Source organism: Pseudomonas sp. MOIL14HWK12:I2 (genome assembly GCF_000510745.1).
GTDB classification, from domain to species: domain Bacteria; phylum Pseudomonadota; class Gammaproteobacteria; order Pseudomonadales; family Pseudomonadaceae; genus Chryseomonas; species Chryseomonas oryzihabitans.
This window is the reverse complement of sequence record NZ_AZOA01000013.1, coordinates 105,412-121,327: the sequence shown is the minus strand read 5'-3', so window position 1 is coordinate 121,327 and position 15,916 is coordinate 105,412. Positions and strand designations below refer to the sequence as shown.

The following is a 15,916-nucleotide window of genomic DNA, read 5'->3' as shown; positions in this document are numbered from 1 at the left end:
CGGGGACGAAACATGGAACTTTTCGAGACGTTGACGACAGCGCTGGCGGCTTATCGCTACGTGATATGGCCGCTGATCAGTCTGTTGGTGCTGGTCGTGGTAATTATCCGCTGGTGGGAGGAGGTCAAGTACTTCTTCCTCAATCTGGGCGTCAGCTTTCCGGTCGTAGGCTTCATCGCCAAGGCGTCCAAGCGCGATCTCATGCAGGATCGCGAAGAAGGAGGGACGGCCTGGTACAAGGCTGAGCGCGAACTGTGCGCGAAATACCATCGCTATTACGAGCGCGTGAACAAGGACGCAGCCTTCTACGACAAATGCGCAAACTATCTGAACAAGGTGGAAGAGCGCGGCCGCAAACCCACGGGATTGCCACTGTGGATTGGCAGCATCTTTCTAGTGATCCTCGAGGCGTTCATCTTCGCCCTGGTACTGGCGCCTTTCATTGCCAACAACATTTCCGCCAACCAGGCGGAATTCTCGGCCATCGTCATCTCCCTGCTGATCGGTACGATTCTGGTTCCTGCTACCCACCTCATGGGCGCCGAGATTCACCGCAACGGCCTTATCAGCAAGGCTCGCGAATGGCATCGGCAGGCTCGGCGCAACAACAATGCCAAGGATCTTCAGGCCGATGCCAACGTCGATCTGGACCGTACCGGTCTCGATGATAAAGAGCCCAAGTACCTGCATATCATCAATCGGGTAAAGCACAACGCCACGGTCTCCCCGACCTGGTGGACCACCCTCATTGCTACGGCGCTTATCCTGACGCTGGCCATTGGTGCCTACTTCATCCGAGCCTCCACCATCAACGAACTGGAGACCCAGCAGGTAAACGGTTCGCCCTATGCTTCGGGTAGCGGTTCGGCGCTCACGCCAGACGCCTCGCCTTTCCAACTGCCCAGCGAAGCCACTGCCGATGGGCAGGCGGCTGACCAGCGTGCGGCCAGTGAGGTCGCGGGCGATCGGATCTTCGCCTACAAACTCACCTTCTTCATCCTGTCGGTCATTTTCATCGGCGTGCAGATCATCGGCATCCTGATCGGCGTTTTCCGTTCGTTCGCAGGCACCCAGTCACGGGAAGCAGCGGGCTATATCTCCGGCTTCAGCAGTGCCAGTGAATTCGCGGCCTATCAGCAGAGTCAGCGTGATCGAGTCGCCCGAGATGCCGAGGCCAAGCTCAGCAGCCTGCAAGAGCGGATCGAGCATCGTCATTCTCTAGGCGGTAGTGCTGACCGTGGTCCGCGTCGGAGCTTTGCGCTCTATGCCAACGAGAAGGAGCGGCAGAACAGCGAAAATCAGCAGCAGAAAAAAGCGCGTGCGGCCGCCAACGAGTTGGAAGAAATGCGTAAGGCGCTCGATACCGCCAGGGAAAAGCAGGCCTTGCAACGTGAATTGGCTGCGCTCAACAACGCGGCGGCTATTACTGAAGTCTCAGCTCCTGAGCGCTCGTCGAGCGCGACCGTTGAAGCACCAGCACCAGCACCAGCACCAGCACCAGCACCAGCACCAGCACCAGCACCAGCACCAGCACCAGTATCTGTACCAGCACCGGTATCGGCACCGGAGCCCACGGCTGCCTTGGACCAGAACGCCTTGATCGCCAATCTGGGCGATCTCACGGTCTATTCGCCCGAAGAACTGACCGCTATTGGCGAAGAGTTGGGTATCGACAACGCCGCGCTGCTGAGCAAGCAGAAAGTGCAGGTGGCGATAAAACGCGCCAAGAAAGAGGGTGCCTGAAATGCGTCTGACCGTAACCCTGGCAATCGCGGGTCTGCTATTGGCGCCTGCGGCAATGGCGGCTGAACGTAACGACCTGCCGAGCTGCTACAGCTATGCGCAATTGGCCAGCGAACAGCCAGCCGCGTCGGGGCGAGCGTTGACGGTGGTCATCGATGAAACGGTCAATATGCCCCAGGCGCTGAAAAGCAGTGCCTGGGAGCACACCCTGAGATACCTGCAGCCCGGCGACAGCATCAAGCTCTATCAATTTTCGGCGCTGTTGCAGAACAACTACATGAAGTTGCAGTTCGCCGGCATCCTGGAAAAACCGTTGGTTGGCAAGGTGCGTAACCATATCGGCAATGCCAGTCTCAAGAAACTCGATACCTGTCTGCAACAGCAGGCCGCCTTTTTCCAGAAGACATTCGGCAAGCAATTCGTCGAGAGTTTCGGCAAGCCGAACGAGGAGATATCGCGCAGCGAAATCTTCGCCAGCCTCAAGAAAATTGGTGAAGACCTAGGCCAGGAGCCGAGCGCGGATCAGGTCATTCTGCTGGTATCCGACATGCTGGAAAACAGCGACTTCGGCAGCTTCTATCAAGCTAACCGCATTCGTGGAATCGACCCTGCAGCCGAGCTGGCCAAGGTAGAGAAGAAGGAGCTGTTCGCCCAACTGCACGGCGCCCGGGTTTATGTGATGGGCGCGGGGCTGATCGATGACGATGCCAAAGGCGCCTATCGTTCAGGCAAGGTACTGCAGAGTCTCGAACGTTTCTGGCAGGGCTATTTCGAACGTTCCAATGCCACGCTCGTCAGCTTCGGTACGCCAGAGCTGACCACCGATCTCAAGTAACCGCTGGATCCTGGTGCCTTAACTGCAATTTCAAAGGATCACTCCGCCTGTAGTGGGTGTGATCCTTTGAAGAGCAGCCTTTTCGACGCTGGCTTCAGCAAACTCGGTCGGCATTCATCCCGTTTAGCGTCCAGTCGATCCGCTTGCACCAAGATCCTATCTCTCTGCCTGCTGCATAACGGCTTTTGCCTGGGGACCATAGGTGGCTATGGCGTCCTCGATCTGTCTTCGATTGTCGAAGTCCAGACCGTTACGAAGTCTGCGGTATTCGCGCCGCCTGGCCCTCAGCTGATCGACACATGCCTGATCCGGCTCTGGTTTTGCCTCTTCTGCATAGATCAGCCGAGAACAGTTGGTCATCAGTGATTCAAGTGCAAAGCGCGCCGTTTCAAAGCGGGCCAGCTTTTGAGTAGTGGTTTCTGTCTCAGTCATATGGCCTCCGGTTCTGCTCATAACAGCAAGGACCAGCCAGTAGTTGGTGGCAAGAAGACTTTATCAAGCGCGCTGCCGACGTCGATCGGGCATCGTCCTTTGCCTCCGCCCGACCAAGCGACTCTAACGCCCCCAATACGCCTTCCCGTAGTGCCGCTCCAGGCGCGACTGCAGGAACTCCATGGCCAGGGACATCAGCCAGTAGAGCACCGCCGCGGTGGTCAGCATTTCCAGATAGCGATAGCTGGAGCGGCCATAGGACTGGGCGAGGAACATCACTTCCCAGACACCCATCACCGAGACCAGGGAGGAGTCCTTGAGCATGGAGATGAACTGGCTGGTGGTGGGCGGGATGATGCTGCGCATGGCCTGGGGCAGGGTGACGCGCCAGAAGATCACCCGCGGCGCCAGGCCCAGGGCCAGGGCCGCCTCGCGCTGACCGGCGGGGACGCCGAGCAGGCCGGCGCGAAAGATCTCGCTGAGGTAGGCGCCATAGTTCAGCGACAGGGCGAGGATGCCGGCGCTGATGGCGCCGGGCACCACGCCGATCTGCGGCAGGCCCAGGTAGATCAGCAGGATCTGGATCAGCAGCGGGGTGCCGCGAAAGAAGGAGGCGTAGAAGGTCGCCACGCCATAGGCCAGGGCGCTGGACGACAGCCGGCCCAGGGCCGCGGCGAAGCCCAGCAGCACCGACACCAGGATGGAGCTGAGGCTGAGGAACAGCGTCAGGGCCGCGCCCTGCAGGAAGCCGTTGGGGCCCAGGCGCCAACCCACCAGGTTGGGCAGGCGCGGCCAGACGCTGGCGAACTTGAGGTCGAAGCCGAGCACGAAGACCACGCCCCCGGCCAGCAGCGCCAGCCAGGTCAGCCAGACACGGGTGCGAAAACTCAGCAGGGGGCGGCGCTGGTCTGGGGGCGGTAGCGGACTCATTGGCTGATGTCGGCACCGATCCACTTGTCGGAGATCCGCTTCAGGGTGCCGTCCTGGCGTAGCCCTTCGATGATCTCGCGCAGCGTGGCGGCGAATTCCGGATCACCCTTCTCGATGGCCACGGCGTTGGGCTCGGCATAGAGCGGCGCGCCGGCCAGTTTGAACTTGCTGTCCTGGGCCAGGCGCGGCTGGGCCGTCACCAGGTTGGTCAGCACCGCGTCCAGGCGCTTGCCGGCGCCCAGGCCGAGGTCCTGGAAGGCGACGTTGTCGTCGGGGAAGGGCACCACCTGGACGTCGTCGAAGGGATAGCTCAGCGGCTTGTCCTCCTGGCCCTCGATGGTCAGGTCCTTGTTCAGGTAGCTCTCGTAGGAAGAGGCGCTGGTGACGCCGACCTTCTTGCCAGAGAGGTCCTTGGCGCCGTGGATGCGGTCGTCACCGGCGTTGACCACGATCACCGCCGGCGAGGCGTAGTAGTTGACCGGGAAATCGAACACCTGGGCGCGCGCCTGGCTCGGCGTCATGGAGCAGATGCAGACGTCGTAGCGACCGCTCCAGCGACCGGCGGCGATCACGTCCCAGGAAGGGGTTTCCAGGCGCAGCTTGACGCCGAGCTTGTCGGCCACCGCCTTGGCCACGTCCACGTCGAAGCCTTCCAGCTGGTTCTGGGCATTGAGCTGGGAGAAGGGCGGATAGCTCTCCATGAGCACGTTGACCAGCTCGCCCTTGGCCTTGACGCGGTCCAGGGTGGCCCCGGCCGAGGCCGAGGTGGCGACCAGCGCCAGGGTCAGGCCGAGGGCCGATAGCAGAGCGGTTCTCATGGAGGCGTCCTTTGCAAAGGGTAAGAGGGCCTGGTATTAGAGAGATATGAGAACCGATATTGAACTCCGTTTTGGTTATAAGGAAAAGTGAAATAGCTATATGGCCAACATGAATCTTGTGCTTCTCGACGGTGGCATGGGCCGCGAGCTACAGCGCCGCGGCGCGCCCTTCCGTCAGCCGGAATGGTCGGCCCTGGCCCTGAGCGAGGCGCCGGAGCAGGTGGAGGCGGTGCACCGCGCCTATATCGAGGCCGGCGCCCAGGTGATCACCAGCAACAGCTATGCGGTGGTGCCCTTCCATATCGGCGAGGCGCGCTTCGCCGCCGAAGGCGAGGCCCTGGCCGCGCGGGCCGGCCAGCTGGCACGGCAGGCGGTGGTGGCCAGCGGTCAGCCGGTGCGGGTGGCGGGGTCGCTGCCGCCGCTGTTCGGCTCCTATCGCCCCGATCTGTTCGAGCCAGCGCGGGTGGACGACGTGCTGCAGCCGCTGATCCGCGGCCTGGCGCCCCATGTAGATCTCTGGCTGGCGGAAACCCAGAGCTCCCTGGCCGAGGTGCGCGCCATCGCCGCCGGGCTGCCAGGGGACGGCAAGCCGCTGTGGCTGTCCTTCACCCTCAAGGACGAAGACGTCGACGAGACCCCACGGCTGAGATCCGGCGAGCCGGTGGCTGCGGCCGCGCAGCTGGCGGTGGAGCTGGGCGCTGGTGCCCTGCTGTTCAATTGCAGCCAGCCCGAGGTGATGGCCGCGGCGCTGGATACCGCGCGGGCGACCTTTGCCGCGGCGGGTGTCGAAATTCCCTTTGGCGCCTATGCCAACGCCTTCCCGCCCCAGCCGGAAGAGGCCACCGCCAATGATGGCCTCGACCCCCTGCGTCCGGACCTGGATCCGCCCGGCTACCTGAGCTTCGCCCAGGACTGGCAGGCGCGTGGTGCGAGTCTGATCGGCGGCTGCTGCGGCATCGGCCCGGAGCATATCGCCGTACTCAACACGCGATTGCGCGGCTGACGCCCGCATTCAGTTGGTAAAAAAAGCGGACAGCGCCCCGGGCGCTGTCCGCTTTTTTCTGGCCGCCAGACGCCGTTCAGACCTGCGCCTGGCCACCATCGGCGAAGAGTTCGGCGCCGTTGACGAAGCTGGAATCGCTGGAGGCCAGGAACAGGGCGACCCTGGCGATCTCCTCGGGCTCACCGACGCGACCCAGGGGGATCTGGCTGGCCAGATGGTCCAGCAGACCCTGCTGCTGAGCGGCCTCCGGACCGGCCAGCTCCACCAGGCCCGGGGTGCGGGTGGCGCCCGGACTTAGGGTGTTGATGCGGATGCCGCGGCCCTGCAGCTCCAGGATCCAGTTGCGGGCGAAGGCGCGCACGGCGGCCTTGGAGGCGCCATAAACGCTGAAGGCCGGGGTGCCGGTACTGGCGGCGGTGGAGCCGGCGAGGATCACCGAGGCATGGTCCGCCAGCAGCGGCAGAGCCTTCTGCACGGTGAACAGCACCCCCTTCACGTTGCGATCGAAGGTGTCGTCGTAGTGGGCCTCGGTCACCTCGGCGAGGGGCAGCATGCTGCCGCCCCCGGCGTTGACGTAGAGCACATCGAGGCGTCCGTGCTCGCGGCGGATGCGCTCATAGAGGGCATCGAGCTGGTCCAGGCGGGACGAGTCCACGGCGATGCCGGTGGCGTTGCCGACCTGGGCGACCGCGGCGTCCAGTTCCGCCTGCCGCCGACCGGTGAGGATGACGTGGGCGCCCTGCTGGGCGAAGAGTTTGGCAGCGGCCAGGCCGATGCCGCTGGTGGCGCCGGTGACGAGGGCGATCTTGTCTGCGAGCTTGAGGGTCATGGCGGGAACTCCGAGGGTTGTGATCAGGTGGAGTCAGCCTATCGACCCTGGCTTCCTTGCAAAATAGAATGATTGGCAAGTCATCGTTGCAGAAATGAAATGAGCAGATTGCCGGATTTCGAAGGGTTGGCGATGTTCGCCAAGGTCGCCGAAGAGGGCTCCTTCGCCGCCGCGGCGCGGGTGCTGGGCGTGTCGGTGGCCACCGTCTCGCGGGCGGTGACGCGCCTGGAGGAACGCCTTGGCGGGCGGCTGTTCAATCGCACCTCGCGGCAGCTGGCGCTGACCGAATTCGGCCGCGAGCTGGCCGCGCAGGCCGGTGATCTCTATCGCCAGGCGGAGGCGACCGAAAGCGCCGCCCAGGCCCGCGCCGTGCAGCCCCGTGGCCAGGTGCGGCTGGCGGTGCCCATGGCCTTCGGCCTGCGCTGGGTGGCGCCGCTGCTGCCCGAGCTGCTGCGCCGCTATCCCCAGCTGTCGGTGGATCTGCACCTGTCCGATGCCACCGTGGATCTGGTGGCGGAGGGTTTCGACGCCGCCCTGCGCATCGCCGCCTTGCCGGACTCCTCGCTGGTCGCCCGGCGGCTCTGCGCGGTGAGCCAGCTGCTGGTGGCGGCGCCGGCCTATGTCGAGCGCCACGGCTGGCCAAGCCATCCGCAGGAACTGACCGACCATGCCTGCCTGAGCTATGCCTATCGGGCACGCAGCCAGGTGTGGCGCTTCAGCGGGGACGACGGTCGCGAGGCAAGCGTGCTACCGCGTGGCCCACTACGCGTCACCAATTCCGAAGCCCTGCTGCCGGTGTTGCTGGAAGGCCTCGCCATCGCCGAGTTGCCGGACTTCATCGCCGCCGACTACCTGGCCGATGGCCGGCTGGTGCAGCTGCTGCCGGACTGGCAGCTGACCCGTGGCGGCCTCTACTTCGTGACCCCCTCGGCGCGCAGCCGACCCACCAAGATCCAGGTGCTGCTCGATTTCTTCGTCGAGCACCTGAGTGCTCCCGTCTGGCAGCGAGGCGAACAGCACCTGTCCCTGTCGGCTTCGTGACATCCGGCAACATCCACTCGCCACCACGCAAGGCTGGCGAAAGGTTGACCTCTTAGGATCCCCTCAAGACCCGCCCCCGTGAGCGGGCGACGTGCCTACAAAAATAACCAGGATTCTTGCCATGTCGTATCTGTCCTTCCAGGCGTCCCCGCGCGCCCCTCTCCCCTGGATTTTCGCCCTCCCCGCGCCGCTGCGCCGCGGCTGATCTTCCTTCTCTTCGCGAAAATTCAGAGGTATTCCCATGCTGACTTTCCTCGGCTTCGCCATGGTCATGACCTTCATGTACCTGATCATGACCAAGCGCCTGTCTCCGCTGATCGCCCTGACCATGGTGCCGATCGCCTTCGCCGTGCTGGCCTGGGCGCTGTCCAGCGAATTCGCCAGCCTCGGCCACGTCAAGCTCGACGCCCTCGGCCCGATGATGCTCGACGGCATCCGCAAACTGGCGCCCACCGGCGTGATGCTGTTGTTCGCGATCCTCTACTTCGCGGTGATGATCGACACCGGCCTGTTCGATCCGGCGGTGCGCTGGATCCTCAAGCTGGTCAAGGGCGATCCGCTCAAGGTGGCCATGGGCACCGTCTTCCTGACCCTGGTGGTCTCCCTGGACGGTGACGGCTCGACCACCTACATGATCTGCGTGGCGGCCATGTTCCCGCTGTACCGGCGCCTGGGCATGAATCCGCTGATCATGACCTGCCTGATGCTGCTCTCCAGTGGCGTGATGAACCTGACCCCCTGGGGTGGTCCGACCGCGCGCGCCGCCAGTGCCCTGCACGTGGATCCGGCCGACGTCTTCGTGCCCATGATCGCGCCCATGCTGCTGGCCATCGCCTGGCTGTTCTTCCTGGCCTACCTCTATGGCCGCAGCGAGCGCGCGCGCCTGGGCATCCTGCAGATCGGCGAGACCGAAGGCGCCGACGTCACTGTCTCCCAGTGCGCCGAGGCCCGCCGCCCGCACCTGCGCTGGTTCAACGGCCTGCTGACCCTGGCGCTGATGGCCGCGCTGATCATGGGCGTGCTGCCGATGCCGGTGCTGTTCATGATCGCCTTCGGCATCGCCATGACCGTCAACTACCGTTGCCTGAACATGCAGAAGCAGCGCATCGCCGCCCATGCCGAAAACGTCCTGGCGGTGGTCTCGCTGATCTTCGCCGCGGGCATCTTCACCGGCATCCTCTCGGGTACCGGCATGGTCGACGCCATGTCCAAGGGCCTGCTGGCGGTGATCCCGGACGCCCTGGGCCCGTACATGGCGGTGATCACCGCCCTGGTCAGCCTGCCGTTCACCTTCTTCATCTCCAACGACGCCTTCTACTTCGGCGTGCTGCCGGTGCTGGCCGAGGCCGCCGCGGCCTATGGCATCAGCCCGGTGGAGATCGCCCGGGCCTCCATCGTCGGTCAGCCCGTGCACCTGCTCAGCCCGCTGGTGCCCTCGACCTACCTGCTGGTGGGCCTGGCCAAGGTGGAATTCGGCGACCATCAGCGCTTCACCCTGAAGTGGGCCACCGTGACCTGCATGTTCCTGCTGGTCGGCGCTTTGTTACTGGGTGTGTTTCCGCTGTACAGCCGCTAGAGTTTTGCCAGAGCTACGACTAGCCTTGCCGGCTGTTCGAAAACGGCGCGTCGCCCGATGCGCCTTTTCCATTAGAGCGCGCGCCCGAGCGCGCCTTAGCTACGAGAGGATTTGCAATGGACTGGTTGACCAACCCGGAAATCTGGGTCGCCTTCTTTACCCTGACGGCCCTGGAGATCGTCCTCGGCATCGACAACATCATCATGATCTCCATCCTGGTCAGCCGCATGCCCAAGCACATGCAGGCGCGGACCCGGTTCTTCGGCCTGGCCCTGGCCATGGTCACCCGCATCCTGCTGCTGCTGTCCATCACCTGGGTGATGCGCCTCACCGCCGACCTGTTCTTCGTCTTCGGCCAGGGCATCTCCGGCCGTGATCTCATCCTCTTCTTCGGTGGCCTGTTCCTCCTGTGGAAGAGCAGCGCCGAGATCTACCACGGCCTGGAAGGCGAGGAAGAGCAGGACGAAGACGCGCCCACGAAGAAGGGCAGCGGCTTCATCGGCACCATCATCCAGATCGCCATCATCGACATCGTCTTCTCGCTGGACTCGGTGATCACCGCGGTCGGCATGGTCAGCCACGTGCCGGTCATGGTCGCGGCGATCATCGTCGCGGTGCTGGTGATGATGCTGGCGGCCGGCGCCATCAGCACTTTCATCGACAAGCACCCGAGTCTGAAGATGCTGGCGCTGTCCTTCCTGATCGTGGTCGGCACCGTGCTCATCGCCGAGGCCTTCGAGGTCCACGTGCCCAAGGGCTACGTCTACTTCGCCATGGCCTTCTCGCTGGCGGTGGAAGCCATCAACATCCGCCTGCGCGGCAAGGCCAAGGCCCGCGAAGCGGTCAAGCTGCGCAAAGAGCAGATCTGAGCCCAGCGGCGGAACCCACCCGGCTCTCCGCCGCCTAATCCAGCAAGTCCCCACGAGCCCGAAGGTGCCCTGCCTTCGGGCTCGTGCGTCTGTGCAGAACGGTCATTACGATTTTGTGACAAGCTCGCCAGGAGCTCTTGGACACGCGCCGGGAGGGCGCCACGATGCTGACACTGCTCAATCTGCTATCCGCTGTGGCCCTGCTGGTGTGGGGCACCCATATCGTGCGCACCGGCATCCTGCGGGTATACGGTGCCAGTCTGCGCCGGGTGCTCAGCCGCAGCATGCAGCGCATGCCGCTGGCCTTTCTTTCCGGTATCGCCGTCACCGCCCTGGTGCAGAGCAGCAACGCCACGGCGCTGCTGGTGACCTCCTTCGTCGCCCAGGGCCTGGTACCGCTCACCCCGGCGCTGGCCATCATGCTCGGCGCCGACGTGGGCACCGCGCTGATGGCGCGGGTGCTGACCTTCGACCTGTCCTGGCTGTCGCCGCTGCTGATCTTTCTGGGCGTGGTGTTCTTTCTCGGTCGCAAGCAGACCCGCGCCGGCCAGCTCGGCCGGGTCGCCATCGGCCTGGGGCTGATCATCCTGGCGCTGCAGCTGATCGTCGAAGCCGCCTCGCCGATGACCCACGCGGCCGGGGTCAAGGTGCTGTTCTCTTCGCTGACCGGCGACCAGCTGCTCGACGCCCTGACCGGCGCGGTCTTCGCCATGGTCTCCTATTCCAGCCTGGCGGCGGTGCTGCTGACCGCCACCCTGGCCGGCTCCGGGGTCATCTCGCTCAAGGTGGCGCTGTGCCTGGTGGTGGGCGCCAACCTGGGCAGCGGCGTGCTGGCGCTAATGGGCGCGGCCAAGCAGGGCGTTGAGGCACGGCGGGTGGCGGTGGGCAGCCTGCTGTTCAAGCTCGCCGGCTGCATCCTGGTGCTGCCCTGGATCGGCCTCTTGGCCGACTGGCTGCAGGGCTACGACTTCAACGACGCCGAGGTGGTGATCGGCTTCCACGTCGCCTACAACCTGGTGCGCTGCCTGCTGTTCCTGCCGCTGACCGGGCCCCTGGCGCGCTTCTGCACCGCCATGCTGCCGGCCAAGGACAGCGCCGAGACGATCCTGCGGCCGCGGCACCTGGACACCGCCGCCCTCGACACCCCGGCCCTGGCGCTGACCAACGCCTCCCGCGAGCTCCTGCGCATGGGCGACGTCATCGAGCAGATGCTGCAGCACCTGCTGGTGCTGATCAACGCCGGCGACAAGCAGCTGGCGCGCGAAGTGCGCCGTCTCGACGACGACGTCGACGCCCTCTACACGGCGATCAAGCTGTATCTGGCGCGCATGCCGCGCGACGACCTGGACGAGCGCGACAGCCGGCGCTGGGCCGAGACCATCGAACTGGCGATCAACCTGGAGCAGGCCGGCGATCTGATCGAGCGCATGGCCAGCGACGTCGACAGCAAGAAGATCGCCGCCCGCCGTTCCTTCTCGGCTTCCGGGGTGGACGAACTTTCCGCCCTGCACCGGCTGCTGGTCGACAGCCTCAAGCTGTGCCTGTCGGTCTATCTCTCCGGCGACCTGGACGCGGCGCGCCGCCTGCGCCGGCTCAAGCAGCGCTTCCGCCTGCTGGAGCGGCGCTATGCCCATGCCCACGTCGAGCGGCTGCACCAGCAGGTGGTGGAGAGCTTCGAGACCAGCTCCCTGCACCTGGGCCTGCTCAGCGACATGCGGCGGGTCAATTCGCTGTTCTGCAGCATCGCCCACGGCGTGCTGGAGGCGGCCGACGCCGGCTACGCCACCGAGCACGAACTGCCGGTGGAAGGGCGCGAGGAGTCGGGTGGGGTCTGAGGTTGGGTTTCGTGGATGAGGCTACGCCGTCATCCACCCTACGGGGCTTCAATGATTTATCGCGGCCATGGCGGTCCGCCGATGCGGCCGCTCCTACAGATGACTGTCTGCTCGCATTATCGCGGCCATGGGCCGCTCCTACAGAAGCATCACACCCTGTAGGAGCGGCCCATGGCCGCGATAACCCCTTCGCTCACTGCACCCGGCTATCAAGCTTCTGCAAGATCCGCCACGCCGTCTCGATCCGCGCCGGGATCGGATAATTGCGGTTGGCCAGGATTACCAGGCCGAGCTGGCGCTCGGGGATAAACAGCGCATAGGCGCCGAAGCCGTTGGTGGAGCCGGTCTTGTTCAGCAGGCGGGCGCCGCTCGCCGGCAGGGGCGGGTGTTGCCAGTCCACCGGTTGCGGCTCCAGGGCCATCGCCGGGGTGTTGCCGGCCAGCAGCTGGGTCTTGGCCAGCGGATAGGGGTAAGCCTCCCAGCCCAGGCCCTGGGTCAGGGGACCACTGCGGTAGTAGCCCTGCTGGGTGGCGTCGAGCGCCTTGGCCAGGGGCGCCGGCAACCGGCCGGGATTGAGATTCGCCTCGACGAAGGCGAGCAGATCGCCGGCGGTGGTCTTGATGCCATAGGCCTCTTCGGCATAGACGCCGGGATTGACCCGCAGCGGCTGATCGTTCTTGCCATGGCCCCAGGCATAGTGGGCCTGCTCGGCCGCCGGCACCTGCAGATAGGTGTGATCGAGTCCCAGGGGCTTCAGCACGTGGCGCAGAAGCGCCGTGGCGAAGGGTTCGTCGAGCCGCTGGGCCGCCAGGGCGCCGAACAGGCCGATGCTGGGATTGGCGTAGAGGCGGCGGCTGCCGGCGGGGAAGGGCGGCTGGAAGGCGCGGTAGAAGGCCGTCGCCTGATTGTCCGTGGTGACGCTATCGGGAAATTGCAGCGGCAGCCCGCCGGCGCTGTAGGTGGCCAGTTGCAGCAGGCTGGCCTGGCCGATGGCGCTGCCGGCCAGGGCCGGGCGGACCTGAGCGGCGGACTCGTCCAGCCGCAGGCGACCGGTCACCGCGGCGTAACCCCCCAGAGTGGCGGTGTAGGTCTTGCTCAGGGAGCCGATCTCGAACAGGGTGGCGGCGTCCACCGGCTGGCCGCTGCGGCGGTCGGCGGTGCCGAAGTAGTAGAGCCGGCGCAGCCCAGGGGCCGTGACGCCCACGGCCAGGCCCGGGATGTCCTGCTCGGCCATCACCGCGCGAGCGGCGGCGCGGACCTCGTCGTCGAGGGGATTGGCCGCGTTGGCCAGGAGCGGCAGGGCCAGGCCCAGGCCGAGCAGCGGGGAAAGACGCGGGAAAGCCGACATGCGGGAGCCATTCCTAGAGAGGGGAGGCCAGGAGTCTAGCCGAGCGGTGCGGCACCGGTATGAGACGCGGCCAGCGTTGGAAGGTTTTCCCGCCGCTGCTGTCCATGGCTGGCTGGAGCCCGGTCCTCGACTGGACTACAGTCGCCTCTCACCTTTTCCAGGAGTCATCCCATGTCCGCTGCCCCCCTCGTCGAACAGATCCAACTGGGTCAATTGCCCGTCTGGCGCATCCGCGTCGGCCAGGCCGAAGCCCTGGTGGCCTGCCAGGGCGCCCATGTGCTGCGCTACGGCTTCGACGGCGAGCCGGACATCGTCTGGGGCAATCCGGAAGCCGTGTTCGAGCCCGGTACCCCGATCCGTGGCGGCATCCCGGTCTGCTGGCCCTGGTTCGGCGATCTGCTGAAAAATCCGCCCGCGGTCCAGGCCATGTGCACCACCACCGCGGACGCCCCGGCCCACGGCCTGGCGCGGCAGGTCGCCTGGCAGGCCGGCGGCGTCGAGGTGGACACCGACCGGGTGCGCCTGGACTTCCATCACCGCACCTCCGCCGAGACCACTCCGGGCTGGCCCCATGCCACCGAGCTGACCCTGAGCCTGAGCGTCGGCGAGCGCCTGGAGCTGACCCTGAGCGTACGCAATCTGGAAGATCATCCGCTGGTGCTGAGCCAGGCGCTGCACACCTATTTCGCCGTGAGCGACGTGCGCGAGGTGGGTATCGAAGGCCTGGCCAATGCCGACTACTACGACTGCCTGGACGGCTGGACCCGCAAGCGGCAGAACGGCGAGCCGACCATCACCGCCGAGACCGACCGGGTCTATGTCGGCCTGCCGGCCCGCCTGGCGATCCGCGATCCCCAGTGGCAGCGCCGGCTGTTCGTCGAGACCCGCAACAGCCATTCGGCGGTGCTGTGGAATCCCTGGATCGACAAGGCCGCGCGCCTGAGCCAGTTCGCCGACGACGCCTGGACCGGCATGCTCTGCATCGAGACCGCCCGGGTGATGGACGACGTCCTCACCGTGGCGCCGGGCGCCTCCGCCGAGATGGCGGTGAGCCTGTGGCGCGAGGCGCTGTAAGGGACTGAGCGGGCGCCTGGGGCGGCCCTCACCCCGACCCTCTCCCGCAAGGAGAGGGGGCGCTGAAGGGGAGTTTGGTGCGAAGGGCTTAGGACTGTCAGGCTTCAAGCGCACCCTCACCTCGACCCTCTCCCGGAGGGAGAGGGGGCGCTTAAGGGGGAGTTTGGTGCGAAGGGCTTGGGCTGTCAGGCTTCAAGCGCACCCTCACCCCGACCCTCACCCGGAGGGAGAGGGGGCGCTTAAGGGGGAATTTGGTGCGCAGGACTTGGGGCTGCCAGGCTTCAAGCGCACCCTCACTCTGGCCCTCTCCCAGAGGGATGGGGGCGCTTAAGGGGGACTTTGGTGCGCAGGACTTAGGGCTGTCAGGCTTCAAGCGCACCCTCACCCTGGCCCTCTCCCAGAGGGAGAGCGGGTGCTCCGATAGAGGTTGGCGCGGGGTGATGAGCGTGTCGAGGGCAAGCCTGGATCCAGGCCAGGATGAAGCGGGCTAGCGGGCGGCAGAGGTCACACAGGAGTCCGCACGAAGTCGACCCAAACGCCCCCTCTCCCCCAGGGAGAGGGCCGGGGTGAGGGNGCAGCCGGCACCTAGCCGACGATCACAACTCCTCGCACAGATTCCGCCCGATCCACTCGGCCACCGCGGCGCGCTCCAGGCCGCAGCCGAGCAGGGCGTGCAGCTTGCCCAGGGCGGCTTCGCGGGTCATGCCGCGACCGGAGATGACTCCGGCGTCGGCCAGGCCGCTGCCGGCGGCGTAGGTGCCCAATTCCACGGTGCCACGGGCACCCTGGCTGAGGGCGACCACGGGGACCCCGGCGTCGCGCAGTTCAGCGAGGGCGGCGAGAAAGTCGGCGTCGTCCGCCGGCCCCGTGCCGCTGCCGTAGCACTCCAGCACCAGCCCCTGTACGCCACTGCCCATCAGACCGCGCAGGACCGCGCCATCGACACCCGGAAACAGCGGCAGCACCGCCACCCGCACCGGCTGGCGCGGCTGGTCGAAGCGCAGCGCGGCAGGTGCGGCGACGAGGGCGTCCCCGCTGCGCGGCCGGGCGCTTGCCACGAAGGCCTTCCAGCCGCTGCTGGCCTGCTTGGTGCAGCGCGCCGCGGGCAGGCGTTCGCCATGGAATTGCACCTGGACTCCTGGCGCCAGTCCGCTCGAGAAGGCCGCGAAGCTGTCGGCCAGGTTGCCGTCGGCATCGCTGTCCGGCACGCCGGCCGGCAGCATGGAACCGGTCAGCAGTACCGGGATGGTCAGGCCCAGCAGGCGGAAGGCCAGGGCGGCGGCGCTGTAGGCCAGGGTGTCGGTGCCGTGCAGCACCAGCACGCCGCGACAGGCCGGATCGGTGGCCGCCGCAATGATCGCCTGGGCCATGCGCTCCCAGGCGGCGGGGGTCATGTTGGCGCTGTCGATCAGCGGCAGCAGCTCCTGCAGCCGCCAGGCCGGATTGCCCAGCTCCGGACGGCTGGCCAGCAGGGCATGGATGCGCGCCTCGAAACCGGCGGCCGGGGCCAGGCCGGCAGCGGTCGCCTGCATGCCGATGGTGCCGCCGGTGTAGAGGATGTGCAGGTAGGGTGAATTCATGAG

14 protein-coding genes are annotated in these 15,916 nt (G+C 65.9%); 8 read left to right on the top strand and 6 right to left on the bottom strand.

From position 1 onward, the window contains the following. The first annotated feature begins 12 nt into the window (after positions 1–12). Both PSK12I2_RS24875 and PSK12I2_RS0112590 read left to right on the top strand, forming a co-directional pair. Complete coding sequence (locus PSK12I2_RS24875) at positions 13–1,743, top strand: hypothetical protein (protein WP_027598687.1); 1,731 nt, start codon at positions 13–15, stop codon at positions 1,741–1,743. Position 1,744: 1 nt separating this feature from the next. Next, positions 1,745–2,578, top strand: coding sequence for a hypothetical protein (locus PSK12I2_RS0112590; RefSeq protein ID WP_027598686.1), 834 nt, complete (start codon positions 1,745–1,747; stop codon positions 2,576–2,578). 156 nt (positions 2,579–2,734) lie between these two features. On the opposite strand, the gene PSK12I2_RS24870 is transcribed toward PSK12I2_RS0112590, so the two are convergent. From PSK12I2_RS24870 to PSK12I2_RS0112580, 3 genes are all read right to left on the bottom strand, one after another. Then, positions 2,735–3,010, bottom strand: a complete 276-nt coding sequence (locus tag PSK12I2_RS24870; protein WP_144945470.1) for a hypothetical protein — start codon at positions 3,008–3,010, stop codon at positions 2,735–2,737. Positions 3,011–3,133: 123 nt separating this feature from the next. After that, on the bottom strand, positions 3,134–3,940 hold the full coding sequence (locus PSK12I2_RS0112585; RefSeq protein WP_027598685.1) for an amino acid ABC transporter permease: 807 nt from the start codon (positions 3,938–3,940) through the stop codon (positions 3,134–3,136). Beyond that, positions 3,937–4,758: a transporter substrate-binding domain-containing protein gene (locus PSK12I2_RS0112580; RefSeq protein WP_027598684.1), complete on the bottom strand. Its 822-nt coding sequence runs from the start codon at positions 4,756–4,758 to the stop codon at positions 3,937–3,939. Before PSK12I2_RS0112580 ends, PSK12I2_RS0112585 begins: the two co-directional genes overlap by 4 nt. A gap of 100 nt (positions 4,759–4,858) precedes the next feature. On the opposite strand from PSK12I2_RS0112580, the gene PSK12I2_RS0112575 reads away from it, so the two are divergent. Continuing rightward, the gene (locus tag PSK12I2_RS0112575; protein WP_027598683.1) at positions 4,859–5,761 is read left to right on the top strand and encodes a homocysteine S-methyltransferase family protein; all 903 of its coding nucleotides are present in this window, start codon (positions 4,859–4,861) and stop codon (positions 5,759–5,761) included. Positions 5,762–5,837: 76 nt separating this feature from the next. On the opposite strand, the gene PSK12I2_RS0112570 is transcribed toward PSK12I2_RS0112575, so the two are convergent. Beyond that, positions 5,838–6,590, bottom strand: a complete 753-nt coding sequence (locus tag PSK12I2_RS0112570; protein WP_027598682.1) for an SDR family NAD(P)-dependent oxidoreductase — start codon at positions 6,588–6,590, stop codon at positions 5,838–5,840. A 99-nt stretch (positions 6,591–6,689) separates the two neighbouring features. Here PSK12I2_RS0112570 and PSK12I2_RS0112565 point away from each other — a divergent pair, with 99 nt between their 5' ends. The 4 genes from PSK12I2_RS0112565 (at position 6,690) to PSK12I2_RS0112545 (ending at position 11,911) form a co-directional block, all read left to right on the top strand. After that, a complete protein-coding gene (locus PSK12I2_RS0112565; RefSeq protein WP_037007700.1) occupies positions 6,690–7,631 on the top strand; it encodes a LysR family transcriptional regulator in 942 nt (313 codons plus the stop codon). Between the two features lie 241 nt (positions 7,632–7,872). After that, entirely contained in the window at positions 7,873–9,207 is a 1,335-nt protein-coding gene (locus PSK12I2_RS0112555; RefSeq protein ID WP_027598679.1) for a CitMHS family transporter, read from the top strand. Positions 9,208–9,323: 116 nt separating this feature from the next. After that, on the top strand, positions 9,324–10,076 hold the full coding sequence (locus tag PSK12I2_RS0112550; protein ID WP_027598678.1) for a TerC family protein: 753 nt from the start codon (positions 9,324–9,326) through the stop codon (positions 10,074–10,076). A 164-nt stretch (positions 10,077–10,240) separates the two neighbouring features. Beyond that, positions 10,241–11,911: a Na/Pi cotransporter family protein gene (locus PSK12I2_RS0112545; RefSeq protein ID WP_007160079.1), complete on the top strand. Its 1,671-nt coding sequence runs from the start codon at positions 10,241–10,243 to the stop codon at positions 11,909–11,911. A 193-nt stretch (positions 11,912–12,104) separates the two neighbouring features. Here the strand turns inward: PSK12I2_RS0112545 and ampC are convergent, their stop codons facing one another. After that, positions 12,105–13,259, bottom strand: a complete 1,155-nt coding sequence (gene ampC / locus PSK12I2_RS0112540; protein WP_027598677.1) for a class C beta-lactamase — start codon at positions 13,257–13,259, stop codon at positions 12,105–12,107. Positions 13,260–13,430: 171 nt separating this feature from the next. Here ampC and PSK12I2_RS0112535 point away from each other — a divergent pair, with 171 nt between their 5' ends. Next, entirely contained in the window at positions 13,431–14,333 is a 903-nt protein-coding gene (locus tag PSK12I2_RS0112535) for a D-hexose-6-phosphate mutarotase (protein ID WP_027598676.1), read from the top strand. A 596-nt stretch (positions 14,334–14,929) separates the two neighbouring features. Here PSK12I2_RS0112535 and PSK12I2_RS0112525 read toward each other — a convergent pair. Next, positions 14,930–15,913 (bottom strand): asparaginase, encoded by a 984-nt coding sequence (locus PSK12I2_RS0112525; RefSeq protein ID WP_027598675.1) that lies wholly within the window; start codon positions 15,911–15,913, stop codon positions 14,930–14,932. Positions 15,914–15,916 lie beyond the last annotated feature (3 nt).